Annotated in this window: 13 protein-coding genes and 2 pseudogenes; 9 read left to right on the forward strand and 6 right to left on the reverse strand. The window is 66.1% G+C overall.

Annotated features, from left to right (window positions below):
* Positions 1-67: 67 nt before the first annotated feature.
* Positions 68-385: pseudogene (locus ACX5I6_RS15015) on the reverse strand (DUF805 domain-containing protein); the annotation flags it as partial.
* A gap of 164 nt (positions 386-549) precedes the next feature.
* On the opposite strand from ACX5I6_RS15015, the gene ACX5I6_RS15020 reads away from it, so the two are divergent.
* The 3 genes from ACX5I6_RS15020 (at position 550) to ACX5I6_RS15030 (ending at position 3,199) form a co-directional block, all read left to right on the forward strand.
* Positions 550-1,245: a hypothetical protein gene (locus ACX5I6_RS15020; protein ID WP_461840984.1), complete on the forward strand. Its 696-nt coding sequence runs from the start codon at positions 550-552 to the stop codon at positions 1,243-1,245.
* A complete protein-coding gene (locus ACX5I6_RS15025; RefSeq protein WP_461840985.1) occupies positions 1,233-1,796 on the forward strand; it encodes a phospholipase D-like domain-containing protein in 564 nt (187 codons plus the stop codon). The genes ACX5I6_RS15020 and ACX5I6_RS15025 overlap by 13 nt, the downstream gene beginning before the upstream one ends.
* A gap of 383 nt (positions 1,797-2,179) precedes the next feature.
* Complete coding sequence (locus tag ACX5I6_RS15030; protein ID WP_461840986.1) at positions 2,180-3,199, forward strand: NADPH:quinone reductase; 1,020 nt, start codon at positions 2,180-2,182, stop codon at positions 3,197-3,199.
* A gap of 37 nt (positions 3,200-3,236) precedes the next feature.
* Here ACX5I6_RS15030 and ACX5I6_RS15035 read toward each other — a convergent pair whose 3' ends face one another.
* Together ACX5I6_RS15035 and ACX5I6_RS15040 are read right to left on the reverse strand one after the other, a co-directional pair.
* Complete coding sequence (locus ACX5I6_RS15035; RefSeq protein WP_461840987.1) at positions 3,237-3,428, reverse strand: three-helix bundle dimerization domain-containing protein; 192 nt, start codon at positions 3,426-3,428, stop codon at positions 3,237-3,239.
* 168 nt (positions 3,429-3,596) lie between these two features.
* Entirely contained in the window at positions 3,597-3,818 is a 222-nt protein-coding gene (locus ACX5I6_RS15040) for a hypothetical protein (protein WP_461840988.1), read from the reverse strand.
* A gap of 162 nt (positions 3,819-3,980) precedes the next feature.
* Between ACX5I6_RS15040 and ACX5I6_RS15045 the strand changes: the two genes are divergently transcribed.
* The 5 genes from ACX5I6_RS15045 to ACX5I6_RS15065 all read left to right on the forward strand — a co-directional run bounded on the left by ACX5I6_RS15045 (position 3,981) and on the right by ACX5I6_RS15065 (position 8,590).
* On the forward strand, positions 3,981-4,283 hold the full coding sequence (locus ACX5I6_RS15045; RefSeq protein ID WP_018761323.1) for a DUF4193 domain-containing protein: 303 nt from the start codon (positions 3,981-3,983) through the stop codon (positions 4,281-4,283).
* 158 nt (positions 4,284-4,441) lie between these two features.
* Entirely contained in the window at positions 4,442-5,182 is a 741-nt protein-coding gene (locus ACX5I6_RS15050) for a M50 family metallopeptidase (RefSeq protein WP_461840989.1), read from the forward strand.
* Positions 5,183-5,212: 30 nt separating this feature from the next.
* A complete protein-coding gene (locus ACX5I6_RS15055) occupies positions 5,213-6,289 on the forward strand; it encodes a glutathione S-transferase family protein (protein ID WP_461840990.1) in 1,077 nt (358 codons plus the stop codon).
* A 46-nt stretch (positions 6,290-6,335) separates the two neighbouring features.
* Entirely contained in the window at positions 6,336-7,445 is a 1,110-nt protein-coding gene (locus tag ACX5I6_RS15060) for a serine hydrolase domain-containing protein (RefSeq protein WP_461840991.1), read from the forward strand.
* 92 nt (positions 7,446-7,537) lie between these two features.
* Positions 7,538-8,590, forward strand: coding sequence for an FUSC family protein (locus tag ACX5I6_RS15065; protein ID WP_461840992.1), 1,053 nt, complete (start codon positions 7,538-7,540; stop codon positions 8,588-8,590).
* Between the two features lie 20 nt (positions 8,591-8,610).
* Here ACX5I6_RS15065 and ACX5I6_RS15070 read toward each other — a convergent pair whose 3' ends face one another.
* The 3 genes and pseudogenes from ACX5I6_RS15070 to ACX5I6_RS15080 all read right to left on the reverse strand — a co-directional run bounded on the left by ACX5I6_RS15070 (position 8,611) and on the right by ACX5I6_RS15080 (position 12,222).
* Positions 8,611-9,522, reverse strand: a complete 912-nt coding sequence (locus ACX5I6_RS15070) for a MaoC family dehydratase (protein WP_461840993.1) — start codon at positions 9,520-9,522, stop codon at positions 8,611-8,613.
* Positions 9,519-10,857 (reverse strand): annotated as a pseudogene (locus tag ACX5I6_RS15075) (3-oxoacyl-ACP reductase). Before ACX5I6_RS15075 ends, ACX5I6_RS15070 begins: the two are co-directional and overlap by 4 nt.
* A gap of 9 nt (positions 10,858-10,866) precedes the next feature.
* Positions 10,867-12,222 (reverse strand): acetyl-CoA C-acetyltransferase, encoded by a 1,356-nt coding sequence (locus ACX5I6_RS15080; protein ID WP_461840994.1) that lies wholly within the window; start codon positions 12,220-12,222, stop codon positions 10,867-10,869.
* Between the two features lie 19 nt (positions 12,223-12,241).
* On the opposite strand from ACX5I6_RS15080, the gene ACX5I6_RS15085 reads away from it, so the two are divergent.
* Entirely contained in the window at positions 12,242-13,012 is a 771-nt protein-coding gene (locus ACX5I6_RS15085) for a TetR/AcrR family transcriptional regulator (RefSeq protein ID WP_461840995.1), read from the forward strand.
* Position 13,013: the final 1 nt, after the last annotated feature.

Genomic DNA, 13,013 nt, shown 5'->3' on the forward strand with positions numbered 1-13,013 from the left:
GCGGGCACCTCGGCCGCCACGCGGGAATGCGAAGGGCCCAAGACATGAAAGAGGGGAAGACCAGTAGGATGATCGCTCCCGCGAACGGGATGAGGCGCAGCAGGATCAGCCAGCCGCTCTTGTTGCTGTCATGCAGGCGGCGCACCGTCAGTGCCGGCGACGGGACGATGGTGGCCAGGCCCCAGATCATGCCCAGGATCAGTCCGACAACTGCTCCAGGACCCAGCTGCGGAGCGCTGCCGTAAGTCGACGTTGACGCCACCATGCCGGAGCTGACTGTCGCTGCGGTCAAAAGAAACCTGCACAGGGGTAACAATTTTCCCAATTTTCCCCGGAACAACAGGGAAAGGGCACTGCCGGAGATACCGCGCCGGGCCAAGTCCATGGGCTAGTTTGGGATCGAAGCGGCCTGCCCGGGGCCCTGACAAGGAGCGCCGATTGGACAACATCGCCCGCAAGTGGTTTTTGAGCAGGTTCGAGCGCGGAAATCCGGCCAGTGCCGTTCAAGCGGGGAACGACGGATCACCATCGTGGTCAGAGGGAAACCTGGTGCGGCCCTTGATCCACGGGGCATCCTACTTTTCCCGGTTGCACGGGGAATTGTCTGCGCTCAAGGCCGGTGACCGGGTGTGGTTCACGGACTGGCGGGGGGATGCCGATGAGCGTCTTTCCGCTGACGGCCCAACGATTGGCACGGTGCTGGCGGAGCTGTCCCGGGCAGGGGTGGAAGTACGTGGACTCGTTTGGCGGTCCCATGGGGAGCGGGTATCGGCCCCTATCAGCGGACGCTCCAACGAACTGCTCAGCCGGCAAATCAACGATGCCGGCGGCGAAGCGCTCTTGGACCAGCGGGTGCGTCTCTTCGGTTCCCATCACCAGAAACTGGTGGTCATCCGCCGTCGCGACGACCCATCGAAAGACGTCGCTTTCGTCGGCGGGCTCGACCTCTCGCACAGCCGCCGGGATGACGCCCGCCATGGCGGTGACCCGCAGGCGGTAAAGATGGACCCCAAGTACGGTCAGCGGCCCCCCTGGCACGACGCCGCGCTGGAGCTGCGTGGGCCCGTGGTGGCTGATGTCCTGGCGGTCTTCGCTGAACGCTGGAACGATCCCCACCCGTTGGACCGGCACACGCCATACCGCATGTTGCTGCAGCGCCTGGCCCGGATGCCCCGTCACCCCAGGCCGCTGCCCGCCGCTGCCCCTCCCCGCCGCCGGCGGGCCCCCACGCTGTGCAGCTGCTGAGGACATACGGCCGGAAGCATCCGCCCTTCCCGTTCGCTCCCGACGGCGAGCGCAGCATTGCCCGCGCCTACGCGAAAGCGTTCTCGCAGGCCCGTTCCCTCATCTACATCGAGGACCAGTATTTGTGGTCAACGGATGTCGCGGCCGGAATCGCGACGGCGTTGGAGCGCAATCCCTCGCTGCAGGTGATTATCGTCGTTCCCCGATATCCGGATTCTGATGGCCGGTTGGGCGGCCCGCCCAGGAGGTTGGGCCAACTGCGCGCCGTCTCCATGCTCCGGCGGGTCGCGCCGGACCGGGTGTGCGTTTTCGACCTGGAGAACAGCGACGGCACGCCAATCTATGTCCACGCGAAAATCTGCATTATCGACGACACCTGGTTTACCTGCGGATCAGACAATTTCAACCGCCGGTCCTGGACCACTGACAGCGAGCTCACGTGCGCCGTCATCGATACGTCCCACCCCGGAAGCGACAGCCCCGCCCAAGCCAACGAACCTGCCGGACCCGGGCCTTTGGCCAGGGAGCTGCGGATCGAGCTTCTGGGCTGAGCACCTGGGGCTGGACCCCGACGACCCGCGGCTCTTTGAGCCGACGGCCGGTCTGGACCTGTGGAACAGCACTGCCGATGCCCTTGCGCACTGGCACCGGGACGGGCGCCGCGCGCCTCGGCCTTCCGGACAGGTGCGGCGCCACACCATAGAGCCCCTGCCGCGCCTCCACCGGCTCTGGGCCGATCCCCTGTACCGGCTCATCGTGGACCCGGACGGGCGCCCTCGGTCCCTCCGCGGCACAGACCGGTTCTAGGCGCCGGAAGCGGCCGGGTTCCGCGCCACGCAACGACGGCCACGTGGCACGAACCCCCTGCAGTGGCACTGTGCGGGCGCGGTAAGTTGGAGCGGTAATTACAGCCGAGCGCGGATAGGGAGAAGACATGAAGGCCATCGTGTACGAAGAGACGGGTCCGTCGTCGGTCCTGAAGCTCCGCGACAAGCCCCTGGTGGACCCCGGCCAGGACGAGGTCAGGGTCCGGTTGCTGGTGTCCGGGGTGAACCCTACCGACTGGAAGTCACGCTCCGGCGGCGGGAGCAAAAAACTGGACGAGCCCAAGGTTCCCAACCAGGACGGAGCCGGGGTGATCGATGCCGTAGGTGCCGGGGTAGCCGGGTTCGGCGTCGGGGACCGTGTCTGGCTCTGGGATGTCGCGTGGGGCGGCAATGAAGGCACCGCACAGGAGTACGTGACCGTGCCGGCCGGAAAGGTTGTGGCTCTTCCGGATGGAGAGTCCTTCGACGCCGGCGCCTCACTCGGTATTCCTGCTTTGACTGCCCACCGGGCCCTCACCTCGAGCGAAAGCGGACCGTCCCGGCTCTCACCCGGCGCCCTGGCCGGACGGACCGTCCTTGTCACCGGCGGCGCCGGGGCCGTGGGGCATGCAGCCATCCAGTTGGCTCGTTGGGCCGGGGCAACCGTCATCACCACCGTCAGCGGCGACCACAAAGCGGAACTGGCCCGGCGGGCAGGAGCAGGCACGATCATCAATTACCGGACCGACGACGTGGTGCGTGCTGTCCGCGACGCGTCCCCCGCCGGTGTGGACACCATTGTGGACGTCAACGCCCCGGCGAACATCGAGGCAGGCCTGGAGGTGCTCAAGCCAAACGGGACGATCTCCGTCTATGCCGCAAACCCCGGGGAGTCACTGACCGTGCCCATCCGCTCGGGCATGACCAAGAACGTCCGGCTGCAATTCATCCTCACCTACACGGTGACGGACCAGCAGAAGCAGGATGCGGTTGCTGCGGTCTCCGAAGCCCTTGAAGCCGGTGCGCTTCGCGTCGGCGAAGACTACGGGCTGCCGCTGACCCGCTTCCCCCTCGAAGAGACCGCCGCTGCCCACGACGCCGTTGAACAGGGCATCATCGGAAAGGTGCTGATCGACGTCGCGCGCTGACCTGCGGGGACCGGCGGCAGCGACGCCATCAGGGCAACTATTGCGAAAGCCGGTCCCTCGCCGCATGCTCAACGAGCACCGGTATGAAAGCGCGCACCCTGCCGGTATCAAGTGTGCTGTGCTCCTGCTGCACCACGTCTTCGATCTGCTCCCTGGACAGCGTCGGAAACCTCGCTGCCAACCGGTCCACCACTTCGCCGAGGGCCCGCAATTCTTCGCTTACTCCCATCGGCAAAGTGTCAGCGGTCCGGCGAGCCTCGTCAAGACTTGACTATTCAGGCAGCTTTGCGGCCAGCGTCGGGATCCTGGTAAAGGTGGTCCGACGGCGGGCGCCGAGCCGTGCCGAGCAGCCTCGCCGACCGCCCGCTCACCGTGTGCCCCCAGGCCCTGCAAGCTGTCAGTGCGGATGCACCCTGCGGGGTCGGGAGTGGCGGTGGACACGCGAACCGGCCACGGCCGGACGGTACTCGATCCGACGTTTCTCCGTCCGGATGTCACGCCGTTCCTGCCGCCGCGCCTTGCGTTCCGGACGGTCAATAGCGGACAGGATGGTCAGCGTCATCGCCATCCAGAGGATGGCGGTGCCCAACACCAAGACGATCTCCAGCTCAGTGCTCATAGTCCCAATTTTAGGACCCGGCGGCTCAGGCGGACCCTGCGCAGATCCACATCGAAGCCGCCTAAATCCACACCGGCCGCGGCGCTTCCTATTGGGGAATATGGGCCGGATGCTGTACGTTTCATACCCGACAGCCAATCAAAGAAAAGAGAAGCACCTAAAGTGGCAACCGATTACGATGAACTGCGTTCCGACGTCAAGGAATCGCAGGACAACTCACTTGAGCAGCTCCAGTCAGCAAATGCTCCCGACGCCCGCAGTGTTGTGCAGGAGTTGGACGAAGCTGACGGGCTGGACGGCGCGGGCGTCCCTGGCGGCGAATTCGTCGCTGAGGAACTCGTAGTCCAGGTCATCCCGCAGGCAGAAGACGAATTCACCTGCTACTCCTGTTTCCTGGTCCGGCATCGGTCCCAGATTGCGCGCCAGAAAGACGGCCACAGCTACTGCACTGAGTGCGAAGGCTAGGAAGAAACAGTTCCGGGCGAAATACCTGGACCCTCGTGAAAACCAACCGGAAGGCACGCCGCACAAGGCGTGCCTTCCGGCTTTAGCGTTCCCCCAGGCAAGGTGGGTAACGTGCCGTCAGAGACTTACCACGACGACCCGGCACCCAGGAGGCACCGTTGGACAGCCCAGCCGGCATATGGAACACCTTCGTGGCGGCCTTCTCCCAGGCACCCGTGCCCAACATCACCTGGGCAGAAATGCTGCTGTCCCTCGCAGCAGCCACGGCGCTGTCGATCCCGCGCCGTTCCTGGCGCTACTTCGGACTCCTCGCCACCGCAACGCACGAACTGGGCCACGCGGTTGCCGCCGTCACCTCCGGCCAGCGGCTGTCCGGGATCCGGCTCCGTCTGGACCACTCCGGAACAACGACGACCTACAGCCGGAGCCGTGTTGCCGCTGCCTGGTCGTGTTTCTGGGGCTATCCGGTCCCGGCGCTCGTTGGTGCGGCTTTCGTGTGGTGCGGAGTCACCGGATGGGGCGCCGCAGCCATGGCGGCAAGCGTGGTGGTCCTGGCCGCGTCTATGCTGTTCCTCCGCAACCTCGCCGGTTTCCTCATCACCATTACCGCTATGGCAGGCGCCGCTGCCCTCACGTTCCTGGCAACGGCCTCGGTTGCCGGACATGCCGCCGTCATCTTCGGCCTTGCCTTGCTCGTGGCCGCGGTTCGGGACCTGGCCAAACTCACCCAAGTCCACCTCCGGCGTCGCGACCGCCTGGAAAGTTCCGACGCCTATCTGCTGTACCGCGCGACCTCCGTGCCGTCCGCCGTCTGGATCACCATCTTCAGTGCCCTCGTGGCTGGCTCATGGCTTGCGGCATGGCTGCCCGTCTCCCGGATCCTTCTTGGCGGCGCGTAGATTGTTGAGCCGGACGCATACGCTAGTGCCATGAGCCAGGAAACCGACAGCACTCCCACAGCGACGGACCACAGCACCCGAGGCGCCTATGTGACCGGCGGGGCAGAGTTCACCCGTGACACCAACTACATCGAAGACCGCATTACCAGGGATGCCGCTCCCGGCAGCAACGGTGAACCCGGCTGGCCGGTGGAAGCGGGACGGTACCGGCTCATTGCCGCCAGGGCTTGCCCGTGGGCCAACCGGACTGTCATAGTCCGCAGGCTGCTGGGCCTTGAAGACGCCATTTCACTGGGCCAGCCCGGACCTACCCATGATGCCCGGTCCTGGACTTTCGACCTCGATCCCGGCGGCGTTGATCCCGTCCTGGGAATTGAGCGCATCCAGGAGGCCTATTTCAAGCGTTTCCCGGGCTATCCGCGGGGCATCACCGTCCCCGCCGTCGTGGATATTCCAACCGGCAAGGTCGTGACCAACAACTTCCCGCAGATTACCCTCGACTTTTCCACCGAATGGACTGCTTTCCACCGGCCCGGCGCTCCGAAACTCTACCCGGAGCACCTCCGCGGGGAGATCGACCGGGTCAACAAGCGCGTCTTCACCGAAGTCAACAACGGCGTCTACCGCTGTGGTTTCGCCGGTTCGCAGGAGGCCTATGACGCCGCGTATGACCGGCTTTGGACGGCCCTGGACTGGCTCGAAGAGCGGCTCTCACGCCAGCGCTACCTGGTCGGCGATACCATCACCGAAGCGGACGTCAGGCTCTTCACCACACTGGCCCGATTCGACGCCGTCTACCACGGCCACTTCAAGTGCAACCGGCAAAAGCTCAGTGAGATGCCCGCGCTCTGGGGCTACGCCCGGGACCTGTTCCAGACTCCGGGCTTCGGTGACACCACCGACTTCGTCCAGATCAAACAGCATTACTACATCGTCCACGAGGACATCAACCCCACCGGGATCGTACCCAAGGGGCCGGACCTGTCCAGCTGGCTGACCCCGCATGGCCGCGAAGCGCTTGGCGGCCGGCCCTTCGGAGACGGCACTCCGCCGGGTCCGCTACGGCCGGGCGAAGAAGTGGCTGCCGGACACGGAGCCAAGGGCTAGTCCGGAAAACCCGGGCAGGAAATCGCTTTCCCTTATGCTGGGAGGCATGCAGACATCCCTTGGCTTCGTCGCCCCCGGATACGAGAACGTGCTGGCCTTGTTCGAAACCCTGCTCGCTGAGGACCCCCGGTACAGCGCACAACTGGCGGCCTACCAGGGATCCCGGCAGGTGGTCCGGCTGACCGGAGGCCCTGACATGGCGCCGGACACCCTGACGGGGGCGTACTCCTGTTCAAAGGGCGTCGGTGCGATGGTAATCGCACTGCTGGTCCAGGACGGCCTCCTCGATCTGGACCGTCCGGTAGCCCACTACTGGCCGGAGTTCGCCGCCCACGGCAAGGACAGGCTGCTGGTCCGCGAAGCCCTGTCCCATCAGGCCGGACTATTGGGTATCGACGGCGGGTTCGGGCTCGCCGAGTTCACCACGCCCGAGGCTGCGGCGCGGCTCGCCGCGTCACCGCCCCTCTGGGAGCCGGGGCGGCAGTTCGGATACCACGCACTCACCATTGGAATTCTGATGGAGGAACTGTGCCGCCGCACCGCCGGCGAGCCATTGCAGGCTGTCTACGAAGCCAGGATCCGCGCGCCCCACGGCGTGGACTTCTTCCTCGGCCTGCCGGAAGAACTGGAACCGCGGTACCGGGACGTCCTCTATCAGGACACCCCCGATCAGGGATGGGTGGACCCGCTCAGCCTCGAGGGCATCAACGGCAACGCACCCGTCAGCACCATCATGGAGCTGCCGAACATCCGCTCAGTCCGCGCAGCAGGCATGTCCGCGGCCGGAGGAGTGGGATCCGCCGAGGGGCTGGCCCGCCTTTACGCCGCCGCAACCACCGGCGTCGATGGCGACCGTCCCTTCCTCGCGGCCACAACCATCGAAGCAATGTCACGGGAACAGGTGTGGGGCCTTGACCGGTCCTCGGGGCTCGACAACGCGTTCGCCGTCGTCTTCATGAAACCGCACCCGTCCAGGAACTTCGGCAGCCACCGCGCATTCGGCCATGAGGGAGCGAACGCCGCCCTTGGCTTTGCGGATCCCTCCTACGCCCTTGGCTTCGGCTATATCCCCCGCCGCCAGGAGGAAGGGCGGACCCCGGGCAGGGCCCACCGGCTGGCGTCCGAAGTGCGGCGTTCCGCGGCCGGCTTGTCCTGACGGGATGCCGGCCCTACTGTGGCCGGATGGGCAATACTCAAGCACGACCGGATGCACGGTGGGCTCGGGGGACCCAACTTCTCAAACAATCGGTGGAAGGAATTTCCGCCGCCTTTGCAGCACAACGGCTGCAGCTGGCGGCGAAAGCTGCGCTCGCAGCGGGCCTGGCCTTCACCATCGCTCCGCTGATGCCGGGGGCGGCTTCGCACTACACCTACTACGCGCCGCTGGGCGCGCTCGTTGCCATGTACCGCAACGTCGCGGGCTCGGTGCGGAACGGACTCCAGGCCATCGCAGGTTTGGCGGTGGGGATCGGTTTGGCGTTCATCCTGGTCAGCATTTCCGATCCCTCACCGCTGACGGTGGCTCTCTTCATGGGCGTCGGAGTGCTGTTGGGCGGGCTGCCCGGCATCGGCTCCGGCAGCGACTGGATTCCGACGGCTGCGCTCCTGGTGCTGCTGGTCGGCGGCAGGAACGCCGAGGATTTTTCCTACGGCTACCTCCTGCAAATGGCCGCCGGAGTGGCAGTGGGCATCGCCGTGAACTTCCTGATCTTTCCACCCCTGCACCTGAACGCGGCCGCCACCAGCCTGGCGGAACTCAGGCGCGCCCTTGGCAGGCAACTGACCGACATGGGGGCGGCCCTGACGGAGAAGTGGCCGCCCGAACACGAGGAATGGTCCCGCAGGTCGGAAGAGCTGTCCGACGCGGCAAGGTCGGTGCGCCACCTGGTCAAGGAAGCTGACGCCAGCCGGCGCGCCAACCCGCGGCGAAAGCTGCACCCAAGGGACATCGACCAGGACTACCGCGAGTTGCAGAACCTGGAGCAGGTGACATTCCATATCCAGGACATGACCGATGTCCTATCCGACGTGATCTGGAACAGCGACCTGCCGTATGAGATTCCCCCGGAAGACAACGAACCGCTGGCCCACGCCATCACGGCGACCGGGGAGCTGCTGTCCTCCGACGACGAGGGTGAATACAACGGTCGCCACGACCGGTACGCCGCCGCCAAGGCGGCGGTGGAAGCCTGCATGGCCGCCACCACCGCCAGGCAGGCCGAGGAGGGCACCGTACCGGCCTCCGAATCGGTCCTCCTGAGCCTGCACCGCATCCTGCGCGCCGCTCAGCCGAAGGACTGAGCCGGCCGGCGTCTCAGCGCCTAAAGCGCTGAGACAGTGCCGTGGAAGTGGCGCCGCCCCGAGCGAGGGTTCCATGCCACATAGCGCGAATGTTTCCACGCACCGGACGAGGCCTGGTCCGTACTGATCTCCAAAGCCACGCGGCAAGGCAGGAAAACCGGCGCTTCAAACTCCACGTCCCAGCTGAAGGAGTCGCCCCGGGCGGGACCGACGTCGGCGAGCGCCCTCGAGGCGAGGTACATCCCGTGGGCGATCGACCGCCGCATCCCCAACGCCTTGGCAGAGAGCACGCTCAGGTGGATTGGATTGAAGTCACCGGACACGGCGGCGTACGCCCGACCGGTATCCACCCCCAAGTGCCACAGGGCCGTCGGTGCCGGAGCAGTGAAGTCCGGTTTCGGGGCGGCGGAGGTCGGTTTGTCGATGCCGGGAAGGAACAACCCCTTGGCCAGGTAGGTGGAGACTCCGCTCCAGTGAATGTCCGGCGAGCCCGCGCGGCGCACCTCAGCCACGACGTCCACCTGCGTCCCTGCCCGGTGGCCTCGGAGGTTTTCCACCCGGGCTGTCATGTCAAGCACGTCCGTGAAGACCAAGGGCGCTCTCTGCTCAACGCTGTTTCGCAGGTGGATCATGCCAAGCAGCGGCAGCGGGAAGTCGTCACGGTTCATGACGCTCATGGCGAGGGGAAAGGCCAGGGCATGGATGAAGCCGGCAGGCAGGACATCGCTGGCGGTCTCTCCAATCAGGTGCTGGTAGGCCGTGAGGTTTCCAACATCCACGGTGACGCCCCTGACTTCGTGGCTCTCGGCCGGGAGATCGGCGGAGTCATGCGTTCCCAGGAGCCTGCGACGTGCTGCCTGGGCGGCGGCGTTGACGTACAGCTTGGACAGCGAGGGCATCTCCGCCAGGATCACTGGTTGCTGGAGTGTCATGCCCCCACCAAGTTCTGACCGCACACCCGCAGCACCTCCCCGTTGATTCCACCCGCGGCGTCGCTGGCCAGGAAGGCGATGGTCTCCGCCACGTCCGTGGGACGGCCTCCCTGCTGGAGCGAGTTGAGCCTGCGCGCCACTTCACGGACCGCAAAAGGGATCCGCGCGGTCATCTCGGTTTCAATGAACCCGGGCGCGACGGCGTTGATGGTGCCGCCGTTGGCGGCGAGCAGCGGCGCGGTGGCCCGCACCATTCCCATCACGCCGGCTTTTGAGGCGGCGTAGTTGGTTTGGCCCCTGTTGCCGGCCACGCCACTGGTGGAGGCGACTGACACGATCCGCGGTGACGAGCGGAAGTGGTCCGCGGCGAGGAGGGCCGCGTTGATCCGAAGCTGGGCGGCGATGTTGATGTTGATGACTGAGTTCCACCGGGCGTGGTCCATGTTGGCCAGCAGTTTGTCCCGGGTAATCCCGGCATTGTGCACCACGATATCCAGGCGGCCATGCCGCTGCCCGGCATGCTCAAGGATCCGCGCCCCGGCGTCTGCGCCGCTGATGTCCAGCTGCAGCGCCGTACCCCTCACCTCGTTGGCCACGGCCGCCAGCTGGTCACCGGCCGCCGGAATGTCGACCAGGATCAGCGTGGCACCGTCTCGGTGCAGCGTCCGGGCAATCTCGGCGCCGATGCCCCTGGCTGCGCCTGTCACCACAGCGACCTTGCCCTCCAGCGGCCTGTCCGTATTGGTGGGAAGCGCACCGTCCTGTGAAGAGACCGTCAGGAACTGCCCGTCAACGAATGCCGACCGGCTGGAGAGAAAGAACCTGACGGCGCCCAGGGCGCTGGGGCTCATGGTGGTGGTGCTGTCCGAGAGGAGGACACCGTTGGCCGTGGCGCCGGCCCGCAGCTTTGGCCAGGGAACGCAGGAAACCATCGACTCCCTGGCGGGCAGCCGCTGCCGCAGGGGAAGGAGCGTCGGCTGCGGCCCGGGACACCGTAATGACCCGGCCGCTGGTCCGCAGGTCCCGCAACGAACCTGCTGCGGAGAGTACGGGCTGTTCCAGGTCCGCCGGATGCTCCAGCTCGTCGAGGACCAGGATGATGGCACCCAGCTTTTCGGCCGGAACTGCATGCCTGCGGACATCGAGGTCCCACGACAACAGTTCTGTGGCGAGGCTGTCCGCCCCAGGACTGCTTCCGACGACGACGACCGGGCCAACGACCAGTGGCTGTCCTGGCTGGTAGCGGCGGAGCACTGCGGGCTGCGGGAGTCCGAGCTTCCTGGCCATGTTGCGGCCCGGGCCGCTGTTGACCAACTGGGTGTACGTATCCGTCATGACTTCCCCCTACACCGATTCCAGGATCGCGACGACGCCCTGGCCGCCGGCCGCGCACACCGACACCAGGCCGCGGACGGGCCGGCCCTCCGCGGCCGCCTTGGCGTGCAGCATCTTGGCCAGCGAACCCACGATCCGTCCGCCGGTGGCGGCGAAGGGATGACCAGCCGCCAGTGAAGATCCGTTGACGTTGAGGCGCGAACGGTCGACGCTGCCGAACGCGCCGTCGAGCCCGAGCCGCGTCCGGCAGAATTCCTCGTCCTCCCATGCGGCCAGCGTGCTGAGGACCGTGGCCGCGAAGGCCTCGTGGATTTCGAAGAAATCGAAGTCCGCCAGTGTCAGGTTCTGCCTGGCCAGGAGCCGCGGCACAGCGAAGACCGGGGCCATCAGCAGGCCATCCTTGCCGTGCACAAAGTCCACTGCTGCCGCTTCGGCGTCCACCACGGCGGCGAGCTTGGGCAGGTCGCGGGCATCGGCCCAGTCGTCGGAGGCAAGAAGGACGGTCGAGGCGCCGTCGGTCAACGGGGTTGAGTTGCCCGCCGTCATGGTGGCGCCGGCGCCGAGGTTCCTGCCGAATACCGGCTTCAACGATGCCAGCTTTTCCATGGAGGTATCAGCGCGGAGGTTGGCGTCCCGCGTCAGCCCCCGGTAGGGGGTCAGCAGGTCATCGAAAAAGCCTGAATCATAGGCGGCTGCGAGGTTCCGGTGACTGTTAAGTGCCAGTTCGTCCTGCGCTTCGCGGGAAATCTGCCACTGCGCAGTGGTCAGTGCCTGGTGCTCCCCCATGGACAGGCCGGTGCGCGGTTCCGCGGTACCGGGTGCCAGCGGCGCCAGATCCTTTGGCCGGAGGCGGCTCAGGATCTGGAGCCGCTGCGGAAGCGACTTGGCGCGGTTGAGGTCAAGGATGATGTCGCGGAGTCCCTCGCTGACCACCACGGGAGCATCGGAGGCTGAATCCACGCCGCCGGCGATGGCGGAATCAATCTGTCCCAGCTTGATCTTGTTGGCCAGCCCCACCACGGTCTCCAGCCCGGTGGCGCATGCCTGCTGAAGGTCGTACACCGGGGTTTCGGCGGACAGCGCAGACCCGAGGACGGCCTCCCGGGTAAGGTTGAAATCCCTGGAGTGCTTCAGGACGGCTCCTGCGGCGACCTGTCCAATCCGTTCGTCCTGAAGGCCGAACCGTGCGATCAGGCCATCAAGGGCTGCGGTCAGCATGTCCTGGTTGGAGGACTTTGCGTAGGCGCCGCCGGCGCGCGCAAAGGGAATTCTGTTGCCCCCAACTATCACCGCCCTGCGCGGCGCGGAAACTGCTGGTCGAACTGATTCGTCAGGTGCTGGCGTGGACTGTCCGTCGATGGACATGGGTGGCTCCTCTGCTCACATGCGGTTACCGATACCCAGCGTACCTGATACGCTGGGTATCGTGAACTTCCACCATCCCGGCCACGCGATTACCGTTGAGCTCCCGCCTGCCGCCAGTTCAGACGGCCGTTCAGCGCGCTGGCAAAGCCACCGGGAAGAACGCCGCCGGGAGCTGATCAAGCAGGCCCGCAGGGCGGTCCACGCGCTTGGCAGCGACGCGTCCATGGAAGAAATCGCCACCGCGGCAGGAACCTCCAAGTCCGTGTTCTACCGCTACTTCGGGGACAAAGCCGGCCTGCAACAAGCGGTGGGAGAAGTGGTCCTGAGCCAGATGCAGAACCGCATCAAGGAAGCCGCGCAGAGTGCCGTGACGCCGCGGGAAGGCTTGCTCGCGATGGTTTCGGCCTACCTGCAGATGGCGGACACCAGCCCCAGCGTCTATGCATTCGTCACCAGCTACGCCCCCACCGAGCCCACGGGACCCACCTCTCCCGCGACGGGGGCCGGCGCCCTGGGCCACTTCTTCGATGCCATTGCCGACATGATCGCTGCGCCCATGCGCTCCCACCTGGGTGATGTGGGGGAAACCGTCATCGGGTTCTGGCCCCGGGCCGCGATCGGCCTGGTGCGGAACGCCGGCGAGCAATGGCTCAGTACACCTGATTCCCCCACCAAGCCCAGCCAGGAAGCCATGGCCCGCCACATCACGGCGTGGCTCTGCGTTGGCATAGCACCCGAACTCACCCCCGCCCCACCGACCACCAAGTTATCCGCCAAAGAAGGACTGTGAC

This window comes from Arthrobacter sp. MMS24-T111 (assembly GCF_054888995.1).

Coding starts and splice junctions, on each gene's coding strand:
- ACX5I6_RS15040 (WP_461840988.1), bottom strand. CDS start 3,818: ATGAGCACTGAGCTGGAGATCGTCTTGGTGTTGGGCACCGCCATCCTC.
- ACX5I6_RS15060 (WP_461840991.1), top strand. CDS start 6,336: ATGCAGACATCCCTTGGCTTCGTCGCCCCCGGATACGAGAACGTGCTG.
- ACX5I6_RS15055 (WP_461840990.1), top strand. CDS start 5,213: ATGAGCCAGGAAACCGACAGCACTCCCACAGCGACGGACCACAGCACC.
- ACX5I6_RS15070 (WP_461840993.1), bottom strand. CDS start 9,522: ATGACACTCCAGCAACCAGTGATCCTGGCGGAGATGCCCTCGCTGTCC.
- ACX5I6_RS15030 (WP_461840986.1), top strand. CDS start 2,180: ATGAAGGCCATCGTGTACGAAGAGACGGGTCCGTCGTCGGTCCTGAAG.
- ACX5I6_RS15080 (WP_461840994.1), bottom strand. CDS start 12,222: ATGTCCATCGACGGACAGTCCACGCCAGCACCTGACGAATCAGTTCGA.
- ACX5I6_RS15085 (WP_461840995.1), top strand. CDS start 12,242: ATGCGGTTACCGATACCCAGCGTACCTGATACGCTGGGTATCGTGAAC.
- ACX5I6_RS15035 (WP_461840987.1), bottom strand. CDS start 3,428: ATGGGAGTAAGCGAAGAATTGCGGGCCCTCGGCGAAGTGGTGGACCGG.